Below are 21,075 nucleotides of genomic sequence, written 5' to 3' on the forward strand. Positions count from 1 at the left end.
CGACCGGCCCGCCGCGCGATACGCCCCGTGGAGCCGATCACTCGACGTGCTCACCGACGTGACCCCTCACACAAAAAAGCGCCACATAAAAGGACGTAACCTGACACAAAGCTATCCAAGACGACGGCGAACGGAATCTTTGGATCGGCCATTCCGGCGGCTTGTGGGAGCCTTTGCCCCATCGGGCGGGCGTTCCTTCACACGACCGCTCCCAGAGATCACAGCGACTGTTACACAACGTACGGATTACCGTTAAGGACGCTCCGTAGCGTGCTCCTTAGTCACCACGCCCCTACGGCGGCACCAGCCGCCCACGACGAGGAGTACCCATGCGGGCCCAGCACCGCTCCATGATCCGTACCGCCACCGTCGCGACCGGTGCGCTGGCCGTCCTGCTGCTTCCTGCGGGCGCCGCCTTCGCCGCCGACTCCACCGCGCCCACGGAGAGCCGGACATCGATCATGCTGCCCGACAACGGGCTGGCCGGTCTGGCCGAGAAGGCCGGTCATCTTCCCAAGGCCGGGGTGATAGGCGGTGCGGGTGCGCTGGGCGTGGCCGGCGCGGTCCTCGCCGTGCACCGTCGGCGCCACGGCAGCCGGGGACGCCAGGAGGCCTAGGGCCGCCCCAAGCCCCCCTCCGGCTACTCCTCCTCCCCCACCAGCCGCTGCACCTCCTCGTAGCCCAGCGCCTCGCCGCCCGCCCCGGCCGCATCTGTGGGCCGTTGGCCCGTACGGATCGCGTCCGCCGCCGTGAGGGTGGCCTGCAGCGCCGTACGGAACAGCAGCGAACCGGTGCTGATGCGGCGTACGCCGAGGTCCGCCAGACGGCTGACGGTGTGCCGTCCGGGGGCGAAGAGGATGTTCAGCGGCGCGGGGATCCCGGCGACCAGAGCCGACACCTCCTCGTCGGCGATGACGCCCGGTACGAAGATGCCGTCCGCGCCCGCCTCCAGATAGCACTCGGCGCGCGCGAGCGTCGCCGACAGCGGCGGCGGGCTGTCCGTCAGCCAGTGGGTGTCGATCCGGGCATTGAGGAACAGGCCCGGCGCCCGCTCCTTCACCGCGCTGAGCAATTCGGCCTGGCGTACCGGGTCCTGCAGCCCTCCGCCGCCGGGCAGCCCGTCCTCCAGGTTCAGCCCGGCCGCCCCTGCCTCCGCCAACTCGGCGGCCAAGTCTCCCACTTGGCCGGCGTCGCCGCCGAATCCGCCCTCCACGTCGACCGTGTACGGGCAGGACAGCCGGCCATTGAGCCGCAGCGCCAGGGCCAGCGTCGCGTCCCGGGTCTCGGCGAGCCCGCGCCCGTCCGGATAGCCGTGGGCCGCGGCGACGCCCAGGCTCGTGGTGCCGACCGCCGCGTATCCGGCCCCGGCGAGCGCGACGGCCGAGATGACATCCCAGGCGTTGGGCAGCAGCAGCGGCTGGTCGGCATGGTGCAGCGCATGGAAGTGGAAGGTGGCGTACTCCGGGGAGGTGCTCATACGGGCACCGTAGGCCGGAGTCCCTTCGGTAGGCGCCGAAGACTCGCGGCGGACAATGGAGTCATGACCACTCCGGCGTACAGCTCCGAGCTCGCACGGCTGGCCGCGCTGCTCGCGGACCGCACCCGGGCGTCCTTCTGCCTGGCCCTGCTCGACGGCCGGGCCTGGACGGCCGGTGAGCTGGCCGCGTATGCGCAGGTCGCGCCCTCGACGGCGAGCGAGCATCTGACCCGGCTCACCGACGGCGGGCTGCTGGTGGAGCGCCACCAGGGCCGCCACCGTTACGTCCAGCTCGCCGGTCCGCGCGTCGCCGAGCTGCTGGAATCCCTGATCGCACAGCTCGACCTGCCGGCCGAGCGACCCCGCGGGCTGCGTGCCGTGAGCGCTTCCGCCGCGCTCGCCCGGGGCCGCACCTGTTACGACCACCTGGCGGGCCGGCTCGGCGTGACGATCACCGACGCCATGACCGGGCGGGGGCTGCTCGACCAGGACGGCGGGTTCGCGCTCACCGACGCCGGGCGGCGGTGGCTCACCGACGGCCTGGGGATCGAGCCGGCCGCGCTGCGCACGGGGCGGCGGCCCCAGGCCCGCGGCTGCCTGGACTGGACCGAGCGCCGGGCCCACCTCGCGGGCACGGCCGGTGCCCGGCTCTGCGACCGGCTGCTGGACCGGCACTGGGTCCGCCGGATCGGCAGCGGCCGGGCCGTGCGCCTCACCCCGGACGGGGCGACGGCGCTGCGGGACCTGCTGGGGATCGACGGGGCGGCGGCCGATCTGATGTGAGGGGCGGTCCGCCCGACCCTGCGGCTCCCTACACCCAGCTGCCGGTATCCGAGCCGCACCCGCCCGAGTACCGAGCCCCGAAGCCCCGGACCCCGGCCCCGCGCCCCCAGCCCCGAAATCCCCGGCCCCGCGCCCCCGGCCCCGAAATCCCGATGCTCCGCCCTCCCCTCCCCCGTACCGTACGAGCATGATCGCGACACCGCGCCCGGACGGGACCGCGCCCGCCACCCGTACCCTCTGGCGCCCCACCGGCCCCGAGGAGCTGGCCCTGGTCGAGGCCTCCGGCTGGCGCGCCTGGCCGCCCCGCCTGCCCGACCAGCCGATCTTCTACCCCGTACTCAACGAGGACTACGCGATACGGATCGCCCGCGACTGGAATGTGCCGGCCTCCGGCGTCGGCCATGTCACCCGCTTCGAGATCGAGGCGGACTTCGCCGAGCGCTATCCGGTGCGGCAGGCGGGCGGCGAGACGATCCTCGAACTGTGGGTCCCCGCGGAGGAGCTGGCGGAGTTCAACCGGCACATCGTCGGGCGCATCGAGCTCGTCCGCAGCTTCCACCCACCGCAAGGATCATGACGGCGTCGCGGCGCCGCGACCCCGCCGCTCCCGTTCTGCTGACCTCGGCACCACGCACCAGCACCGCCGCCCTGCTGAACGGGGCGGCCGCCCGCCGCGGCCTCGAAACGGTGACCTTGACCGGGCCGGACACCCTGCGCGAGCTGGCCGGACGGGCGGTCCACTGGTACGGCGGACCGCGCACCGCCGACCGCGTCGCCGGACCACTGCGGCTGGGACTGCTGGACCCTCCGGACGACTGGCTGACCCGCCTTCCACGGCAACTCACCCTTCGCCAGGTCGAGTTGACGACACACGCGGAAGCGTCACGGCGTACCGGGCCGTTCTTCGCCAAACCGCCGAGCGACAAGTCCTTCCCACCGGGCGTGGTGGCCTGCGGGACGCAGTTGCCGCCGGCCGCCCCGCAGACTCCGGTGCTCGTCTCGGAGGTCGTCTCCTTCGTCGCCGAGTACCGGCTGTTCCTCCTGGACGGCGCCCTGGTCACGGCCACCCGCTACGCCGTCCACGGCCGCCTGGACCCCGCACCGCTCGACGACGATCCGTACGCCCCGGACGTCCGCGCCTTCGCCGCCCGGCTGCCGGCACTCGCCCCGCTGCCGAGTGCGGCGGCGGTCGATGCGGGGCGGCTGGACGGGGGCGGCTGGGCCGTGGTGGAGGCCAATATGCCGTACTTCGCGCACTGTTACGCCGCGGATCCCGCGGCCGTGCTGGACGTGGTACTGCGGGCGGCAGGTCCGTATGCGCGTGTCCAGGAGGGCGATCGTCGTTTCCTGCGCGCGCAAGGGGCCCGGAGGAACTCGGCGGCCACGAGGACCCAGGAGCCCAAGGACCCCAGGGCCCCTCTACGGCCTTGACGGCCTCACGACCTGACGGCCGGCCTCCGCCACCCCCGCCCCCGATCCCGCTTCGGCACCCGGTCCCGCTCCGGCTCCCGGCCCCGGCCCGGGCCCCTCACAAGCCCCCGCCCGCCCATACACCGTGATCCTGGCGCCCCTGACCTGCAGTGTGCGGCAGGCCTTGAACGCGGTGTGCAGCGTGGACCGTTTGGCGATCTCCTGGTCGTTGTCGTCGGCCGGCTGCCCGTCGGGGTCGCCGGCGACGACGATCCGGCGGACGGCCAGCATCCGGTCGTGGACCGCCTCGCCGGGCCGCTCGGTGCCGTAGAGGGTGTGGGAGGCCAACGGGCTCTCGGCCTGGGCGAGATCGCGCAGGCCACGGAAGTCGTCCGGCAGGGTCGCGCGCCAGATCCGCCTGCGGGACGGCATGAACAGCAGGCCGTCGCCCGGCTCGGCCACCTCGTGCACGGCGTGCGCGATCGCGGTGACATCGTCGACCCGGCTGTCCGGGCTGCGCAGATGGACGTTGACGGGCAGCAGCGCGGCCGGCACCACGGCCACCGCCGCCATCCGCCGCAGCCGCCGGCCACGGGTCTGGCCCAGCTCACCGGCCGGCCGCAGCAGCCGCGCCAGCGCGGCGCCCGCGAGCAGCGCGAACCCGACGACGTAGTAGAGGACATAGCGGTCCACATAGGCGGGTTCGACATGGGAGAGGAGCAGCAGGAGGAGGGTGGGCAGGAGCAGCAGGGGAATGCCCAGGGCGCGCAGCCCGATCGGGCCGCGGGAGCGGATCCGGACGCGGGCGCAGGCGAGACCGAGGACCGCGAGCACGGCGAAGGTCAGCAGTTGGACGGGGTCCGGCCACATGAGCCAGCTGATCTGCGCGGACTGCCGGGTGCTGAAGACCGCGAGCGGGGCCAGACCGGCGAGGACGGTGACCGAGGAGAGCAGCCAGGCGCGCCGGGTCCGGCGGGGCAGCTGCGCGAGGATCACCGCGGCGCCGTGTGCGGGCAGTGCCAGCGAGGCGAACTCGTGCAGCAGGCAGGCGACCAGCATCAGCGCCGCATAGCCGAGCCACAGCGTGCGGCGCGGGCGGGCCGCGGCCGCCACCAGCAGATAGCTCGCCCAGACCACCAGCGCACAGACCGTCGCATACGAGCGGCCCTCCTGCGCGTACTGCTGCACGACCGGGATCAGCGCGAAGGTGCAGCCCGCCAGCAGCCCCGTCCGCCGCCCGACCAGGCGCTCCCCCAGCAGGGCGACCCCCGCAGCGGCGGCGGTCATCGCGGCCACGGACGGCAGCCGCAGGCCGACGGCCTCGCCGAGGGCGCCGCCGAGGGAGACGTCGTAGACGCGGAACCAGAGGTGCATCAGCGCGTAATAGAGGCCGTGGACGACATCGACGTGCTGCAGCGTGGGCCACAGGTCGGCCAGGCTGCGGTGCGCCATGTCGTAAGTGACCGCCTCGTCCCGCCATATGGCGTCCTGCCGGCGGATCCCCCACGCCCCCAGAAGCAACATCAGCCCGGAGGGCAACAGCACCACCGCGCTCCGCGCCGCCCGGACACCGCGGGCGGCCACGGCGGACGGGTACGTCTTCTGCGCTTGCGCTACGTCGATGACGGACTCCGGTCACGCGCGGGACGGACGGACAGACAGTCAGAAGGGCAGGCTCACGATAGGCGGGCCACCGGGTGGACGACCAGACGGGCGAGCGGGACGGCGACCACGGGCGGCGGCCATGCGCGGCAGCAGCCATGCGCGGCAGCAGCCATGCGCGGCAATCGAAAAGAAACGCACCCGGTGGCCGCGGGGCAGGAGTGGATCAGGCCCCCGGAACCGGGCGGGGCCGGTGATCCGGGGGCCGTGGGCGGTGATCCGGGGGCCGCGGGCCGGACGCCCGCGGCCCCCGGCCCGCTCAGGTGATGCGGACCAGCTTCGCTCCGAAGGACGGCTCGACGAGGTCCTTCTGCAGGGCGACCGGCACCTTCTGCATGCTCTCGCCGTTGCCGACGGTCAGCACACCGACCTCGGTACCGGCCTTCGCGGTGTGCGGGACGGTCTTGCCCCCGTCACCGACGCTCAACTTCAGCTTCTGGCCCGGGACACCGACCGCCTTGAGGTCCTTGGTGGCGACGACCGGCGTGCGTCCGTTCAGGCCGTCGTCGACATAGCCGACGACCTGACCCTTCTTCACCGCCGTGGCCGAGGTCAGCGCGTTGCGTACGGCCTCGATGACCTTCTGGCTGTTCTCCTTGACCATCGTGAGGCTGTTGGCGCCGTCGGGGTCCAGGCCCTTGAAGTGCTGGTCCATCATCGTGCCCAGTATCAGCCGGTCCTTGCCGTCGACGGTCTTGTAGGCCGCCCAGGACAGCGTGCCACCGGCCGCCGTGCTGGAGCCGGTCTTGATGCCCTTGATGCTCAGCCCGGCCAGCAGCAGGTTGTCGATGTTGCTGTTGATCCGCTTCGACAGGCCCGGGATGGCGGTGTTGGGCGTGGCGACGATCGGCCGGAAGGCGTCGAACTTCATGACGGCCTCGGCCAGCTTGAGCTGGTCGACCGCGGTGCTGACGGTCTTGGGGTCCAGGCCGCTGGGGTCGGTGTAGGTGGTGTTCTTCATGCCCAGGTCCTTGGCGGCGGCGTTCATCTTCTTGACGAACGCTGCCTCGTTGTCGGACTTGGTGTCCCAACGGGCCAGCAGCCGGGCGATGTTGTTGCCGGACGGGATCATCAGCATCTTGATCATGTCCTGCTGGCTGAACTTCTGCCCCGCCTTGAGCCCCTCGATCCGGGACTCGTGCCGGGAGCCGCCCTCGGTCACCGCCTTGGCGTCGACCTCGATCTGCGGGCCCTTCTCGTCCTTCTTGAGCGGGTGGTCCCGGAGGACGACATAGGCCGTCATGATCTTGGCCACGCTCGCGGTGGGCACCGGCTTCTCCTTGCCGAACGTCCCCAGGTCCCCGGAGCCCACCACCTTGACCGCCGCCTGCCCCTGCGAGGGCCACGGGATCGCGAGCTTGCTGCCCTCGAAGGTGTAGGAGGACGCGGCGTCGCCGACGGTGAGCGTCGGGTCGGGCAGCGGGCGCACCGCCTGGGCGACCACGAAGATGATCACCAGCAGCACCGCCAGCGGGGTCCAGATCTTGAACCGGCGGACGACCGTGCGCAGCGGGGTCTCGGGCGGCGGCGGGGTGTTGGTGAGCTGCGCCAGGAGATCGAGCGGCGGCAGGGGTTCCTGCTTGGTCCGCTCCGACTCGGGCAGCGCGGCGGGAGCGGCGGCGGCCGTGGCTCCCGTGGCGGCGGACGGCATGGCGCCCGGCCGGCCGGCGGGCTTGGCCGGCGACGTCGTCTCGGCAGCCTTGTCGGCGGGCTTGGCGGGCTTGGCGGCGGGAAGCGCGCCGGCGGCCTTGCCCTCCGGCTTCGCCTCCGTCTTGTCCGCGGCCTTATCCGCAGCCTTACCGGCGGGCTGGTCGGCGGGCTGGTCGGACGTCTTGCCCGCCGCCTTGCCCGAGGGCTGCTCCACGGCCTTGTCGGACGTACGGGCGGGCGTCCTGGGCGCCGTCTTGCCCAGCGACTTACCGGCGGTACCGTCGTCCGTCGACTTCAGCGCCACGAACTGACTGGTCCGCTCGGAGTCCCGCTCGGGACCGCGCGCCCCCTTGGCATCGGCCTTGGCGTCGGCCTTGGCGTCGGCCTTGGCACCGGGCTTGGTCGCGCCCTTGGCGTCGGCCTTGGCGCCGGTCTTGGCCTCGCCCTCCGCCGTGTCCTTGGTCTTGCCCTCGGCAGCAGCTTCGCCCTTGGCGCCGGGCTTGCCCTTGCTCTCGGACTTGCCCTCCGCGGCGCCGTTGCTCTGGGCCTTGTCCTTGGCGGCGTCCGTGGCCTTGGCGACGTCCTTGTCCTTGGCGGCGTCCGTGGCCTTGGCGACGTTCTTGTCCTTGGCCGGGGGCGTGACCTTGGCCGCGTCCTCGCCCCTGGCGGGCGGGGTGATCTTGAACGCCGTGGTCGCCTGGTCGACGGCACCGGCCGCCGCACCCTTCCCCTTCAGCTTCGCGACAGCAAACACCCGGGTGGCTTCATCCACCGCCGTCCCGTCGGCATCGGCATCGGCATCGGCATCGGCATCGGCATCCTCGCCGCTGCCCTTGCGGTCGACCTTGCCCTTGCCGTTGCCCTTGCCCGCAGACACAGCGCCGGCCTTCCCGCCGGCCTTCTCGTCAGGCTTGCCCTTCTGCGGCCCGACGGTCTTGAAGACGGCGGTCGGCTGATCGACAACCTCATCCGCGGACTCAGCCTCGTCCGCGGGCTCGGCCTTGGACGACGGCTCAGCCTTGGACGACGACTCGGCCTGGGACGACGACTTACCCTCCGCCTCGGCCTCAGCCTTGCCTGACGCGGACTTCCCGGGCTCCGCTTCCGGCTCCGCCCCCTGCTTCACTTCCGGCTTTGCGGCGGCACCCTCAGCATCACCGTCAGCGCCATCGCCGGCCTCAGCGCCGCCGTCACCGCCATCGCCGTCCTCGGCGCCCTCGATGCCGACCTCAGCGCCCTCAGCACCGGCCTCGGTACCGCCCTCGGCGTCCTCCGCGTCCTCATCGCCCTTCCCGGCGACCCAGGCGGCCACAGCGTCCCGAAGGCGCTCATCGCCACCCCCGCCACCGCCATCGGCACTCTCGGCGGCCTCAGCGGCCTCCTGAGGCGCCTCCGACGCCTCAGACGCTCCAGCCCCCTCAGGCGCCTCGCCGCCCTCAGACGCTTCGGCCCCGGCCGCGGCCTTGGCCCCGGCCGCAGACTCCGACTTCACACCAGACCCCGACTTCGCCCCAGATTCCCCAGATTCCGACTTCGCCGCAGACTTCGGCGCCGCCGCAGCCTCCGGCTCCTTCTCAGGCTTCGAGTCCGTTCCGGCCCCCGGTTCCTTCGCCGGCTCGGCCGGCTCCCCGCGGAAGGCGGACAGGCGCGGATCACGTTTGCTCCGCGCCGTCTCCCCCGACGCCTGCTTCTTGTCCGACTTACCGGGGGACTCGCCCGCCACCGATGTCTCCTTCATACGTCGCCACGCTGCCTTGGCCCTGTGTTCCCAAGTGTCCTGTGTCCGCATGGCACCATCTCGCCGCCACGCGTACCGGTAGGCGCCGCACCCCACAGAAAGATGTCGCCTACGTGCAAGACGAGAACGACATACCTACCGGTTCCCTACCGAACCCCCCACGCACCCTCGACAGATGAATGTGAGAGGGGTCACCCTGTCATTCATCCACGCGGGGAGGCATGGATGGGCAGGAGCCGCAGAACAATTCCGGAGGAGCTTCTGCTGCTCGCTTTGGACCCGACGACGGGTACCACAGCGCAGCCGCAGTCGCTCGACCTCGGCCTGGCCGGGGCCCAGCTAGTAGAGCTGGCTCTGGCAGGACGGATAGCCCCAGACGGGGATCGTATCGCCGTGGTGATGGCACGGCCGACAGGAGATCCAACTCTGGACTCCGCGCTCGAACTGCTGCGCCGACGCGGCAGTCCGGTGCGCGCGGTCCACTGGATCGGCGGGCCCCGGCTGGGGCTGCGCCAGACCTACCTCACGCACCTGGAACGGTGCGGCATGGTGCATGCCGTGGCGGGACAGATGTGCGGGGTGCTGCCGACGACGCGCTACCAGGCGACGGAGACGGCCATCAGCCGGGAAATCAGGGCCCGGCTGGACAACGCGATCCGCACCGGCGTACCCCCGGACCCGCGGACCGCGGCGCTCGCCGCGCTGGCCCATGCGGTCGGTCTCGGCAAGCATCTCTATCCAGGGAACGAAGGGCGGTCATCGCGCTCCCGTCTCCGGGATCTGATCCGGCACGACCCGATGGGCGGACTGGTCGCACACGCCGTCATGGATGTGCAGAACGGCGTCGCGGCACAGCCACGACGGCCGCAGGCCGCCGCCACGGGACCCGTACGGCAACCGGCGGCCCGGGCCTCGGCGGAACCGGCCGGTGCGCCGGGCCAGTCGCGGCACGGCCACGGCCGGATGGCCCGGGTGGGCGCCCGCTGACGCCGTAAGACACCCGGCGGCGCCTCATGCGTCACCGCTACACCCACCGCACCAGGGCACCACCGCACACCGGACCACGCACCACCGTCCCCACGATCCCGTTCGGGAGCCGCAGCAAGAAGCGCGGGGTGGCGGGCCGGCCGTTCAGGACGACGGCAGGCCCGCCACCCCGCGCACCTGCGCGGGCGCATTTTCCCGATTCCGGCCCCAAATTTCCACCGTGACCACCTTGTCCAGCCATTTGCCAGCGCGACGTGGACCGTTGGTGGCAGTCTGCTGACCAGAAAACAGCAGTACGGAGCCGGAGGTGCACTTAGCGTGGCGTCCAACGTCAACCCCACCGTCAGGCGACGCCGATTGGGCCAGGAGCTGCGCAGGCTTCGAGAGGCCAAAGGCATGACGGCAGAAGAGGTGGCGGACCGGCTGCTCGTCTCGCAGTCGAAGATCAGCAGATTGGAGAACGGGCGTCGCAGCATCAGCCAGCGCGATGTCCGCGATCTGTGCGGGGTCTACGAGGTCGAAGACCACCGCATCGTGGATTCGCTGATGCAGATGGCCAAGGATTCACGCCAGCAGGGGTGGTGGCACGCCTTCGGCGACATCCCGTACAGCGTCTACATCGGCCTGGAGACCGAGGCCGCCTCGCTGCGGGTGTACGAATCCCTGCTGGTGCCCGGTCTGCTCCAGACGACCGACTATGCCCAGGCGGTCATTCCCGGCACGGTCCCCGAGCTGGCGCCCGACCATTTGGAGAAGCGCATTCAGGTGCGGATGCGGCGCCAGGACCGGATCAATGATTCCGAGCACCCGTTGCGGCTGTGGGCGGTGCTGGACGAGAGCGCGCTGCGCAGGGTGGTCGGCAGCCACCTGATCATGCGCGAGCAACTGGACCATCTTGTCGAGATGAGCCAATTGCCGCATGTGACGGTCCAGATTCTGCCGTACGACACCGGTGCGCACGCCGGCATGTCGGGAACGTTCTCCATCCTCGAATTCGACGATGCCGCCGATTCCAGCGTGGTCTACATCGAGGGCGTCACCAGCGACCTCTATCTGGAGAAGACCAATGATGTGCACAAGTACACGATCATGTACGAGCATTTGCGCGCACAGGCATTGAGCGCCGAGCAGAGCCGGGAGTTCATCGCTGCCGCGGCGAAATCCCATGCGGATGCCGCGGGGTGAGGACCGCCGGGGAGAAATAGTACGGAACCGGCATTCCAGCGGAGAGGTTGGCACGGTACACCTGCACCCGCCTCCGTGAATAGGGATCAAGAAATATGCCATTCGGACGGGTGAACGGCCTCTGCGGCTCGTGATGTTGGCGCGTAGCGTCATCACTACCGAATCCGCGGTAACTCAGAGTGAGCTGGAGTGAACATGGCCGTGCAGCCCAATTCCGCATTCTCCTGGACCAAGTCCTCGTACTCCGGTGGCAACGGCGCCTGCGTGGAAATCGCCGTGCCCGCCGTCACCGCTATTGCCGTACGGGACTCCAAGGACCCCGACGGTCCGCGCCTCACGTTCGACAACTCCTCCTGGGCCCGCTTCGTGTCGGACATCGCCGGTGGCGCGTTCGACCGGGCGTGACCTGAGCTGTCACCGTCCGCGGGTCCGCAGTCCGCAGATACGAGCCCTCTCGACTGGATCGCCGTCCCGGCCGAGGGGGCTCGGCCACGTCCGGGCCCATGGCCAACTCACGTACGTACCCACGCCTCTTGCCCGGCGGGCCTCCGGCGGCCGCGGAGGCCGCCGGACCGCCGTCGCTCAGCGCAGCTCGGATACGTACCGGTCCGTCCCGGGCACGGTCGGGATGAACGGCGCCACCAGCTCCACCCGCCCCCGTGCCGAATCCGCGACCTCCTCCTCCAGACCGGCGAAGTGCGCCGTCCAGCCGTCGCGCGGGTCCAGCTGGAGGAACCACAGGAGGGTCAGCCGGGTATCCACCCCCACGACCTGCTTCACGTAGGACATCCGGTCCCCCGGCAGCGGTGTCGGCCGGAAGACCGTCACCATCGCCGCCGGTGAACCCGCCAGCCGCCGGGGGAGGTGGCGGGCGCACAGCCACTCCACGAGCTCGGCCCGCTGCTCCGGCCCCTCCGCGTCGATCACCTCCAGCACCAGCCCGGCGTAGGGGTGGTCCAGGGCGTGGAAGTCACGGGGGCCGGCGGCGCCGTCCCGGTAGACCGTTGCCACATGGTCCTGGAAGGCCGTGAAGACGTGCGTACGGTCCTGGTAGACCCGGCCGTCCCGGTTGAGGCGCTGATTGATGCCGACGGTCCACTTCATGTGCTCGTCGTAACGGCCCTCGGTGAGCCAGTAGGTGGAGAGGTAGCAGCCGGTCGTGACCGGCTGGGCGACGGCGGAATCCTCCGGACGGCGCAGCAGTTGCAGGTCACGGGTGGCCACCCAGCGGCGGCCGGCGAATATCCACGGCATCGCCATCGCGCCCGCGATGTAGTGGTCGTCCTCGTACCAGCGGTTGTAGGCGAATTCGTGTCCCGGATGCGGTTCGACCATGGTGATCAGGGCATGTCCGGGGCGCACCCCGTAGGGGCCGACGGCGGCCAGCTCGGCGTAGGCGGCGGCCCCGTTGCCGTGGGCAGCGATCCCGGTGCCGGGGGTGATCCCGGTGTCGGCGGCGGCCGCCTCGGCCGGCGTTCCTTTGCTGTCTGCGGTCATGGCAGACAGGTGTAGCTGACGATGCGTCATATGGGGAGGGGTCGGCGCATTCGCGGCCCCGAAGCCGCCGGGCACCGGGCCACGAGCTCCGGCCGTCACGCGCCGTCACGCGGGCGCGCACCCCTCCGCCACCTCCGCCCGCCCACCATGCGGTCCGCCCTGCACACCGCTCCCCGCCCCCCTTAGGCTGCCTGCCATCTGCAGCTAACGCCGGTTAATCGCAGACACGAGCGATGGGAGCCGTCATGTCGGACTCGATCCCTGCCTCCGCGGCCACTGCCGTCCCGGGACTCGCCGCACGTGCGGCGCGGACCGGCAGTTCGCCCGTACGCGAGATCCTGGCGCTCACCGCCCGGCCCGAGGTCATCTCGTTCGCCGGCGGGCTGCCCGCGCCCGAGCTGTTCGACGCGGCGGGCATAGCGGCGGCCTTCCGGCACGTACTGGCCGAGGAGCCCATGCGCGCCCTGCAGTACTCCACCAGTGAGGGCGATCCGGAACTGCGTGCGGCCGTCGCGGCGCGTACGACCGCACGCGGACTGCCCACCGACGCCGACGACCTGCTGGTGACCACCGGCTCGCAGCAGGGTCTGACGCTGCTGGCCACGACCCTGCTGGAGCCGGGCGATGTGGTGCTGGTCGAGGACCCCTGCTACCTCGCGGCGCTGCAGACCTTCTCCTTCGCGGGCGCCCGGGTGGTGCCGGTGCCGACCGACGACGAGGGGATCGACCCGGCCGCGCTGGACGAGATCACCGCGCGCGAGCGGCCCAAGCTGCTCTACCTCGTGCCGGCGTTCCAGAACCCCACCGGCCGCACCCTGTCCGCCGAGCGCCGGGCCGCGGTCGCCGAGGTCGCCGCCCGGCGCGGGCTGTGGATCGCCGAGGACGACCCGTACGGCGAGCTGCGGTTCGAGGGCGAGCCGGTGCCGTGGGTCGCCTCGTTCCCCGGTGCCGAGGACCGTACGGCGCTGCTGGGCTCGTTCTCGAAGGTGATGGCGCCCGGTCTGCGGCTGGGGACGGTGCGGGCGCCGGCCGCCTTGCGGCGGGCCTGTGTCATCGCCAAGCAGGCCGCCGATCTGCACACTTCGACGGTCGACCAGGCCGCCGCGGCCCGGTATCTGGCGGTCGCCGACCTCGACGCCCATCTGCGGCGGGTGCGCGACGCCTACCGGGCACGGCGGGATGCCCTGGTCGACGGGCTGTCCACGGCGCTGCCCGGGGGTTCGCGGTGGAACCGGCCGGCCGGCGGCATGTTCGTGTGGGTGACCCTGCCCGAGGGGTACGACGCGACGGCGCTGCTGCCCTGGGTGGTGCGGCATGACGTCGCCTATGTTCCCGGTGCGCCGTTCTTCGCGGGGCCGCCGGATGCGACCGCGGTCCGCCTGTCGTTCGTGACGCACTCCCCGGAGGAGATCCGCGAGGGGCTGGAGCGGCTGCGGAAGGCCCTGGAGGGGGCGGGCCGGGACGGGCGGCACTGACGGCGGCAGCTCTGGCTTTCCCCGGCCCCCGGGCCTAACCTGACGCACCATCAGGAGCGCGTCGAAGGCCCGGCCGGGAGGCACGCATGCTGTTGCGGAGCAAGACCGTCATCGTCTCGGGCGTGGGGGCCGGGCTCGGCCATCAGGTGGCGGCGGCCTGCGTGCGGGACGGCGCCTCGGTGGTGCTGGGCGCCCGTACGGAGGCGAACCTCGCCAGGTCGGCGGCGCAGATCGACCCTTCGGGCGGACGGACGGCGTGGCGGGTGACCGACATCGGCGACGAGGCGCAGTGCGAGGCGCTGGCCGCGCTGGCCGTGGAGCGGTTCGGCGGGATCGACGCGGTGGTCCATGTCGCGGCGCTGGACTCGCTCTTCGGAGGCCTGCGGGACGCCGACTTCGACTCCTGGCGCGGCGTCGTGGACGTCAATCTCTTCGGCACGCTGCGGATGACCCGGGCCTGTCTGCCGTCCCTGGTGGCGCGCGGCGGCGGCTCGGTGGTGATCATTGGCACCCAGTCGTCGGTGGCCGCCCCCTCGCAGGTGCAGCAGGCGGCGTATGCGGCGTCCAAGGGCGGGCTGGTCTCGGCGATGTACTCGCTCGCGCGCGAGCTGGGACCGGACCGGATACGCGTCAACACCGTGCAGCCCGGGTGGATGTGGGGCCCGCCGGTGGAGGCGTACGTCACGTTCCAGGCCCAGAGCGAAGGCGTTCCGGAAGCGGAGGTGCTGGGCCGGCTGACGGAGCGGATGGCGCTGCCCGAGCTGGCGACGGATGCGGACGTGGCCGAGTGCGCGGTCTTCCTGGCCTCCGACCGGGCGCGTGCCATCACCGGCCAGTCGCTGCTGGTCAACGCGGGGGAGCTGATGCGGTAGCGGGCGCCCCGGGCCCCGGCGCTGCCGCACCCCTGTGGGCTGCCCCGCTGTGGGCGGCCTCGCTGCGGACCGCCCCTCCATGGGACGCCTCACCGGGCGGCGGCGTCCGTTGCCCGGCGCCCCGGCCGGGCCGTCTCCGTACGGCCGGTCAGGCCCGCGGGTACCGGGCGAGCCACCCCGGCGACGAGCCGGCCGGGCCGTGCAGCGCGGGCCCCTGCGTCATCTCCATCGAGAAGTCGTCGGCCAGCTGCAGGATCGTCTCCCGGCCCTCCAGCTCGACCAGCCACACCGGCGGCAGCGCCGTCTCGCCGTGCAGGGTCCCCAGCAGGTTGCCGCAGATGGCGCCGGTGGAATCGCTGTCCCCGCTGTGGTTGACGGCGAGCAGCAGGCCGTGCCGGACGTCCTCGGCGACCAGTGCGCAGTACACGCCGATCGCCAGCGCCTCCTCGGCCGTCCACCCCTGCCCCAGCGACTCCACCCGGGCGGGTGTCGGCATGCCCTGCCGGACGGCGCCGAGCGCGCGCTTGAGGGCGTCGGTGGTCTCCTCGTGGCCCGGACGGGTGGCCAGGTGTGCCAGCGACTTCTGCACGGCACTGTCAAGGTCCTCGCCGCGGGCCAGCGAGTGGCTGATGACCGCGAAGGCGCCGGCCGCCAGATAGCCGGTGGGGTGGCCGTGCGTCTGCGCCCCGCACTCGGCGGCGAGCTGGAAGACCAGCTGCGGTTCCCAGCCGACCAGCAGCCCGAACGGCGCGGAGCGCATCACCGCGCCGCAGCCCTTCGAGTCCGGGTTCTTGGGGACTTCGAGGGTGCCCATGACCTCGTCGCCGAGGCCGCTCAGGCAGGCGCGGCCGGGCGCCCGGCGGGAGTACAGCCACTCCTCGCGGGCGAGCCAGCCGTCGTCCTCCCTGCGCTCGTCCGGGCCCCAGTCGCGCTGGGTCGCGGCCCAGCGCAGATAGGCGCGGTGGACGTCGGTGGGCGGATGCCAGGCGCCGGTGTCGCGGCGCACCTGGGCCCGGATCAGGCCGTCCACGGTGAACAGGGTCATCTGGGTGTCGTCGGTGACCGCACCGCGCCGCCCGAAGGCGGGTACGAAATCGGCCACGCCCTCCTGGCCGTGTGCCGTGCGGATCGCGTCGAGCGAGTCGAATTCGATACCGGCACCGAGCGCATCGCCGATGGCGCCGCCGAGCAGACAGCCGCGTACCCGGCTACGGAAGTCCTGCTGTTCCGCGCGGCCCCAGATGGCGCCGCCGCCTCCTGTTGCGCTCACTGCGCCCTCCCGATACCGAGTGCGTCCCGGGGCCTTCCGGGCCCCTGGCGCAGCACTGTAATCGACCAGGATTGATCAGTTTCCGGCCAGGTGTGTATTGCGGCCAGTCACTCATAAGGCGGCTTTTGGCCGGTACAGCCCCTATGCGCACGAGCTCGACCGAATCGACTGTGGCTGAAAACGTTCCCCTGCGGACGGGCGCACCCGCTTCCCGGCGGGCCGCCCGATCCGCCGACCGGGCTGAAGAAAGCGTTCGATGATGGCGGGGGCGCGCGCTGGGCATGCTCTCCCCATGTCCGAGTACGAGTGGGATCGCACCACCATGGCCGTTGTCGCCTCCGCGCTCTCCGGGGACAGCGACGGCGCGGTGGAACTCCTCCGGCCGCTCCCCCAGAGCGACGTCTGCCATATCGCGGTACGGCTCGCCGCCATGGCCGCCGACGCGCTGATCGCCGCCGCCCAGGACAGTGGAGGCGACCGCGAGGAGGCGCTGTCGCAGTGGCAGCAGTGCATCCTGCAGCACGAGGCCGAGTACGAGGGCGAGTGAAGGCCCAGGTCGGGCGGCCGACCAGCCGGCCGACGACCGGGCTGGGACCACCGCCGTGCGGCCGGGGCCGCCTGTGTCCCGGCGGATCGCCCCGGCAGCCCGTGCCGGCGGATCGCCCGGCCGCCCGTTCCGCCGGGAGTGCCCCGGCTACCCGTTCCGCCGGATCTGCCGCGGCCGCCCGTCTCAGTCGGCCAGCGGCAGCAGCTCCGGGAGATGGCCGTCCGAAGCGAGGGCGGCGGCCCGGCGTTCTTCGGTGACCGGGGCGTACGTCGTGGTGCGGGGGCGGGCCGGGCGGCCGGCCAGGTCGGCGATGGCGATGAGGTCCTGGATGGAGCGGTAGGAGCCGTAACTCGAGCCCGCCATCCGGGAGATGGTCTCCTCCATCAGCGTGCCGCCGAGGTCGTTGGCTCCGGAGCGGAGCATTTCGGCGGCCCCTTCCGTCCCGAGCTTGACCCAGCTGGTCTGGATGTTGGTGATGTGGGGGTGCAGCAGCACCCGGGCCATCGCGGTCACCGCGCGGTTGTCGCGCGTGGTGGGGCCGGGGCGGGCGATGCCGGCGAGGTAGACGGGGGCGTTGGTGTGGATGAACGGGAGGGTGACGAACTCCGTGAAGCCCCCCGTCTCCTGCTGGATCCGTGCCAGCAGGCGCAGATGGCCCAGCCAGTGGCGCGGCTGGTCGACATGGCCGTACATCATCGTCGAGGACGAGCCGATGCCCAGCTCATGGGCGGTCTTGATGACCTCGACCCAGGTGGCGGTGGGCAGCTTGCCCTTGGTGAGGATCCAGCGGACCTCGTCGTCCAGGATCTCGGCCGCGGTGCCGGGGATGCTGTCCAGCCCCGCGGCCTTGGCCTCGCTGAGCCATTCACGGATGGACAGGCCCGTACGCGTCGCGCCGTTGACGACCTCCATGGGCGAGAAGGCGTGCACATGCATACCGGGGACGCGTTCCTTCACGGCGCGCGCGATGTCGAAGTACGCCGTGCCGGGCAGGTCGGGGTGGATGCCGCCCTGCATGCACACCTCCACCGCTCCCACGTCCCACGCCTGTTGGGCGCGGTCGGCGACCTGGGAGAGGGAGAGGGTGTAGGCGTCGGCGTCGGTGCGGCGCTGGGCGAACGCGCAGAAGCGGCAGCCGGTGTAACAGACGTTGGTGAAGTTGATGTTCCTGGTGACGATGTAGGTGACGTCGTCGCCCACGGTGTCGCGCCGTAGCTGGTCGGCGAGGGTGCAGAGGGCGTCCAGGGCGGGCCCGTCGGCGTGCAGCAGCGCCAGCGCCTGGGCGTCGGTGAGCTTGGTGGGGTCGTCGGCGGCCTGCGACAGGGCCTGCCGTACGTCGGCTTCGATGCGCTCGGGTGCCATCCCGGGGGCGGCGGCCTCCCGCAGTGCCTCCCAGTCGCCGTAGACCTCGTCGAAGTCGTCGCGGCGGTCGGCGGTACGGCCTTCGGTGTCGATGGTGTGGTGCAGGTCCGTACGGCCCGAGGAGGTCATCGTGAAGCCCTCGTCGGGCTCCTGCCAGGGGCGGCCCACCACGGGGGCGTCCTCCACGGCCAGGCCCGTCTCCGGGTCGGCGAGCGCCCGTACATGGGGCAGCAGGCGGGGGTCGAGCCAGGGCTCACCGCGCTGCAGGAACTCCGGGTAGATGGGCAGCCGTTCCCGCAGCTCGAAACCGGCGGCGGCACAGCGCTCGGTCAGCTCGTCGATCTGGGGCCAGGGGCGCTCGGGGTTCACATGGTCGAGGGTCAGCGGGGAGACGCCGCCCCAGTCATCGATCCCGGCGTCGATGAGCAGCGCGTACTCGCCGTCGACGAGGTTGGGCGGCGCCTGGATGCGCGTCGAGGGGCCCATGATGTGCCGGGCCACCGCGATGGTCGCGGCCAGCTCCTCCAGCTCGGCGTCCGGCATGCCGCGCATCGCCGTGTCCGGCTTGGCGCGGAAGTTCTGCATGATCAGCTCTTGGATGCCGTGGTACGCGCGCTGAATACGGCGCAGCGCGAACAGGGACTCGGCGCGCTCCTCGTACGTCTCGCCGATGCCGATGAGCAGCCCGGTGGTGAAGGGGACGTTGGAGCGTCCGGCGTCCTCCAGGACACGCAGCCGGACGGCGGGGTCCTTGTCTGGCGATCCGTAGTGGGGACCGCCGGGCTCGCTCCACAGCCGCTCGGCGGTCGTCTCCAGCATCATCCCCAGGGAGGGCGCGACGGGCTTGAGCCGCTGGAAGTCCGTCCAGGACAGCACCCCGGGGTTGAGGTGCGGCAGCAGACCGGTCTCCTCCAGGACGCGGATCGCCATGGCGCGGACGTACGAGAGCGTGTCGTCGTAGCCGTGCGCCTCCAGCCACTCGCGGGCCTCGGGCCAGCGGTCCTCCGGCTTGTCCCCCAGGGTGAAGAGGGCTTCCTTGCAGCCCAGTTCGGCACCGCGGCGGGCGATGTCCAGCACCTCGTCGGGCGACATGAACATCCCGTGGCCGTCGCGGCGCAGCTTGCCGGGGACGGTGACGAAGGTGCAGTAGTGGCACTTGTCCCGGCACAGCCGCGTCAGGGGGATGAAGACCCCGCGGGAGTACGTGATGACTCCGGGGCGCCCCGCGGCGTCCAGACCGGCATCCCGCACCCGGGCCGCGGAGGCGCACAGGTCCGTGAGGTCCGCGCCGCGCGCCTGCAGCAGCACCGCGGCCTCGCCGGCGTCCAGCGCCACACCGTCGCGGGCCCGCTTGAGGGCACGGCGCATCGCGTTGGCCGTCGGCCGTCCCTGGGCGGCGGGCCCGGAGGCCCTTTCGTGGTCGGTCCCTTGGTCCGCTGCCTGGTCAGGTCCCTGCACGCTGGAAGTCATCCTCCGAGGATACGAGCGTCCACCGACAGCGCCGCCGCCGGAGATCGGGTGGCCGATGTGCCACTGATCACTACGGCCGGGGTTCCGTCCGGGCTCGTCAGGGCACTTCCCGGCGGCGGCTCCCGGCACGCCTACATACTGGCCAGCAGCTCGTCGGAGTACGTCCGGGTCAGGAACTCCATGTTGTGGCCGTCGGGGTCGTTGAGGTAGAGACCGCGGCCGCCGTCCAGCGTGTTGATCTCCTGCGGCCTGGTGTGCATGGGGTCGGCCCAGTAGGAAAGCTCCCGCTCCTGTATGCGGTCGAAGATCGCGTCGAACTCGCCCTCGGACACCAGGAACGCGTAGTGCGTGGGGACGAACTCGCCGCCCGCGACGTGCTCGGCGTAGTCGAGGGTCACTCCGTTGTCGAGCTTGAGGGCCGCGAAGGGGCCGAAGGCCTTGGGTTCGGGCGCGCCGAGCAGGCCGGCCAGGAACCGGGCGGAGGCGAAACGGTCCTTGCTGTGCACGATGGTGTGGTCGAGGCGAGGCATGGGATCTCCTTGATCTCTCTGGCCGTTCACCGTTCTCCCCGGGCCGCCGGTCCGCGCAGCGATCCGCGGCCCTTCACCTTCGACGCTACGACTGCGGAGGCCGCCGCGGATCGTTCTCCGGTACCGGGACGGGCAGGAAGCGGTACACCGCTGGTCCTAGGGCCCGTCCCCCTCACCCCTTACAGGTCACCCGTCCCGCACGCAGCGCTCCCCTGCGTCACCCGTCACAGGTACTGCGCGAAGTCGTCCAGTGTCCGCAGTACCTCGGCCTCCCCGGCCGGCGGCAGCTGCAGCACCACCTCCTGCACGCCCAGCTCGCGGAAGCGCGCCAGCTTCCCGGCCGAGGGCTGGACCGCGTAGGGCACCACCACCGGCTCCCCCGTACGCCCGGCGTCCGACCATGCCTGCCGCAGCACCGGAACGGTCTCCGTCAGCCCGCGGCCGCCGATCGGCAGCCACCCGTCGGCGTACTCGGCGATCTGCCCGAAGAGCTTGGGGCCGGCCGCGCCGCCGAGGAGGGTGCGCGGTGCGCCGTGCCGCGGCTTGGGGTGGGCGAGGGAGGCGCGTACGGACCCGAATGCGCCCTGGTACGCGGTCGGTTCCTCGGCCCACAGGGCGCGCATCAAGGCGACCCGGTCGCGGGTCAGCTCCCGCCGGGTCGACCACTCGACGCCGTGGTCGGCGGCCTCCTCGACGTTCCAGCCGTAGCCGATGCCGAGGGTGAAACGGCCGCCGGAGAGGAAGTCGAGGGTCGCGATCTGCTTGGCGAGGTCGACCGGGTCGTGCTGGGCGACGAGGGTGATGCCGGTGCCGAGGGCGAGCCGTTCGGTGACCGCGGCGACCTGGCCGAGCGCGATGAACGGGTCGAGGGTGCGGCCGTATTCGCGGGGCAGCGGCTCGCCCATCGGGGCGGGGGTGTCCCGGCTGGCGGGGATGTGGGTGTGCTCGGGGAGATAGAGGCCGGCGAAACCGCGCTGCTCCAGCTCGCGGCCCAGCCGGTCCGGCCGGATCGTCTCGTCGGTCAGGAAGATCGTGGTCGCGATCCGCATGCGGGAACACCTCCGTGTCAGGCGGGTGAGTGACCGCATGGTGCCTCACCGTCCGACGGTTATCCACAGGCCTTTCGCTCACCGTCACACGCGCGTACAACAGTTTTCACG

At 71.9% G+C, this 21,075-nt stretch carries 18 protein-coding genes; 10 read left to right on the forward strand and 8 right to left on the reverse strand.

Annotated elements, in window-relative coordinates; all coding sequences use genetic code 11:
• The first annotated feature begins 329 nt into the window (after positions 1–329).
• Positions 330–617: a hypothetical protein gene (locus ABZ851_RS27195; protein WP_336052006.1), complete on the forward strand. Its 288-nt coding sequence runs from the start codon at positions 330–332 to the stop codon at positions 615–617.
• A 23-nt stretch (positions 618–640) separates the two neighbouring features.
• On the opposite strand, the gene ABZ851_RS27200 is transcribed toward ABZ851_RS27195, so the two are convergent.
• The gene (locus ABZ851_RS27200; protein ID WP_361132593.1) at positions 641–1,477 is read right to left on the reverse strand and encodes an isocitrate lyase/phosphoenolpyruvate mutase family protein; all 837 of its coding nucleotides are present in this window, start codon (positions 1,475–1,477) and stop codon (positions 641–643) included.
• A gap of 63 nt (positions 1,478–1,540) precedes the next feature.
• On the opposite strand from ABZ851_RS27200, the gene ABZ851_RS27205 reads away from it, so the two are divergent.
• The 3 genes from ABZ851_RS27205 (at position 1,541) to ABZ851_RS27215 (ending at position 3,691) form a co-directional block, all read left to right on the forward strand.
• The gene (locus ABZ851_RS27205) at positions 1,541–2,260 is read left to right on the forward strand and encodes a helix-turn-helix domain-containing protein (protein ID WP_361132596.1); all 720 of its coding nucleotides are present in this window, start codon (positions 1,541–1,543) and stop codon (positions 2,258–2,260) included.
• Positions 2,261–2,447: 187 nt separating this feature from the next.
• Complete coding sequence (locus ABZ851_RS27210; RefSeq protein WP_361132599.1) at positions 2,448–2,837, forward strand: ADP-ribosylation/crystallin J1; 390 nt, start codon at positions 2,448–2,450, stop codon at positions 2,835–2,837.
• Positions 2,834–3,691 carry an ATP-grasp domain-containing protein gene (locus tag ABZ851_RS27215; RefSeq protein ID WP_361132602.1) on the forward strand — a complete coding sequence of 286 codons (858 nt, stop codon included), beginning with the start codon at positions 2,834–2,836 and terminating at the stop codon, positions 3,689–3,691. Before ABZ851_RS27210 ends, ABZ851_RS27215 begins: the two co-directional genes overlap by 4 nt.
• Here the strand turns inward: ABZ851_RS27215 and ABZ851_RS27220 are convergent.
• Positions 3,680–5,254 (reverse strand): glycosyltransferase family 39 protein, encoded by a 1,575-nt coding sequence (locus ABZ851_RS27220; protein ID WP_361132605.1) that lies wholly within the window; start codon positions 5,252–5,254, stop codon positions 3,680–3,682. The two genes, ABZ851_RS27215 and ABZ851_RS27220, sit on opposite strands and share 12 nt — an antisense overlap.
• A gap of 337 nt (positions 5,255–5,591) precedes the next feature.
• On the reverse strand, positions 5,592–8,294 hold the full coding sequence (locus ABZ851_RS27225) for a serine hydrolase (RefSeq protein WP_361132608.1): 2,703 nt from the start codon (positions 8,292–8,294) through the stop codon (positions 5,592–5,594).
• Between the two features lie 651 nt (positions 8,295–8,945).
• Here ABZ851_RS27225 and ABZ851_RS27230 point away from each other — a divergent pair.
• The 3 genes from ABZ851_RS27230 (at position 8,946) to ABZ851_RS27240 (ending at position 11,297) form a co-directional block, all read left to right on the forward strand.
• The gene (locus ABZ851_RS27230; RefSeq protein WP_336053510.1) at positions 8,946–9,707 is read left to right on the forward strand and encodes a GPP34 family phosphoprotein; all 762 of its coding nucleotides are present in this window, start codon (positions 8,946–8,948) and stop codon (positions 9,705–9,707) included.
• A 318-nt stretch (positions 9,708–10,025) separates the two neighbouring features.
• Positions 10,026–10,892, forward strand: a complete 867-nt coding sequence (locus ABZ851_RS27235) for a helix-turn-helix transcriptional regulator (protein WP_088798311.1) — start codon at positions 10,026–10,028, stop codon at positions 10,890–10,892.
• A 195-nt stretch (positions 10,893–11,087) separates the two neighbouring features.
• The gene (locus ABZ851_RS27240) at positions 11,088–11,297 is read left to right on the forward strand and encodes a DUF397 domain-containing protein (protein ID WP_361132612.1); all 210 of its coding nucleotides are present in this window, start codon (positions 11,088–11,090) and stop codon (positions 11,295–11,297) included.
• A 177-nt stretch (positions 11,298–11,474) separates the two neighbouring features.
• On the opposite strand, the gene ABZ851_RS27245 is transcribed toward ABZ851_RS27240, so the two are convergent.
• On the reverse strand, positions 11,475–12,389 hold the full coding sequence (locus ABZ851_RS27245) for a hypothetical protein (RefSeq protein ID WP_361132615.1): 915 nt from the start codon (positions 12,387–12,389) through the stop codon (positions 11,475–11,477).
• Between the two features lie 245 nt (positions 12,390–12,634).
• Between ABZ851_RS27245 and ABZ851_RS27250 the strand changes: the two genes are divergently transcribed.
• Entirely contained in the window at positions 12,635–13,864 is a 1,230-nt protein-coding gene (locus ABZ851_RS27250) for a PLP-dependent aminotransferase family protein (RefSeq protein WP_361132618.1), read from the forward strand.
• An 86-nt stretch (positions 13,865–13,950) separates the two neighbouring features.
• Positions 13,951–14,736 carry an SDR family oxidoreductase gene (locus ABZ851_RS27255; protein WP_361132621.1) on the forward strand — a complete coding sequence of 262 codons (786 nt, stop codon included), beginning with the start codon at positions 13,951–13,953 and terminating at the stop codon, positions 14,734–14,736.
• A 148-nt stretch (positions 14,737–14,884) separates the two neighbouring features.
• Here ABZ851_RS27255 and ABZ851_RS27260 read toward each other — a convergent pair whose 3' ends face one another.
• Positions 14,885–16,006: an ADP-ribosylglycohydrolase family protein gene (locus tag ABZ851_RS27260; protein WP_361132624.1), complete on the reverse strand. Its 1,122-nt coding sequence runs from the start codon at positions 16,004–16,006 to the stop codon at positions 14,885–14,887.
• A 292-nt stretch (positions 16,007–16,298) separates the two neighbouring features.
• Here ABZ851_RS27260 and ABZ851_RS27265 point away from each other — a divergent pair, with 292 nt between their 5' ends.
• Positions 16,299–16,553, forward strand: a complete 255-nt coding sequence (locus ABZ851_RS27265; protein WP_336053519.1) for a hypothetical protein — start codon at positions 16,299–16,301, stop codon at positions 16,551–16,553.
• A 183-nt stretch (positions 16,554–16,736) separates the two neighbouring features.
• Here ABZ851_RS27265 and ABZ851_RS27270 read toward each other — a convergent pair whose 3' ends face one another.
• The 3 genes from ABZ851_RS27270 to ABZ851_RS27280 all read right to left on the reverse strand — a co-directional run bounded on the left by ABZ851_RS27270 (position 16,737) and on the right by ABZ851_RS27280 (position 20,964).
• Positions 16,737–19,385 carry a bifunctional FO biosynthesis protein CofGH gene (locus ABZ851_RS27270; RefSeq protein WP_361132628.1) on the reverse strand — a complete coding sequence of 883 codons (2,649 nt, stop codon included), beginning with the start codon at positions 19,383–19,385 and terminating at the stop codon, positions 16,737–16,739.
• 131 nt (positions 19,386–19,516) lie between these two features.
• Positions 19,517–19,915, reverse strand: coding sequence for a VOC family protein (locus ABZ851_RS27275; RefSeq protein ID WP_093638318.1), 399 nt, complete (start codon positions 19,913–19,915; stop codon positions 19,517–19,519).
• Positions 19,916–20,139: 224 nt separating this feature from the next.
• On the reverse strand, positions 20,140–20,964 hold the full coding sequence (locus tag ABZ851_RS27280) for a TIGR03619 family F420-dependent LLM class oxidoreductase (protein ID WP_361132632.1): 825 nt from the start codon (positions 20,962–20,964) through the stop codon (positions 20,140–20,142).
• Positions 20,965–21,075: the final 111 nt, after the last annotated feature.

The sequence above is a fragment of the Streptomyces sp. NPDC047049 genome (assembly GCF_040643995.1).
Lineage (GTDB): Bacteria > Actinomycetota > Actinomycetes > Streptomycetales > Streptomycetaceae > Streptomyces > Streptomyces mooreae.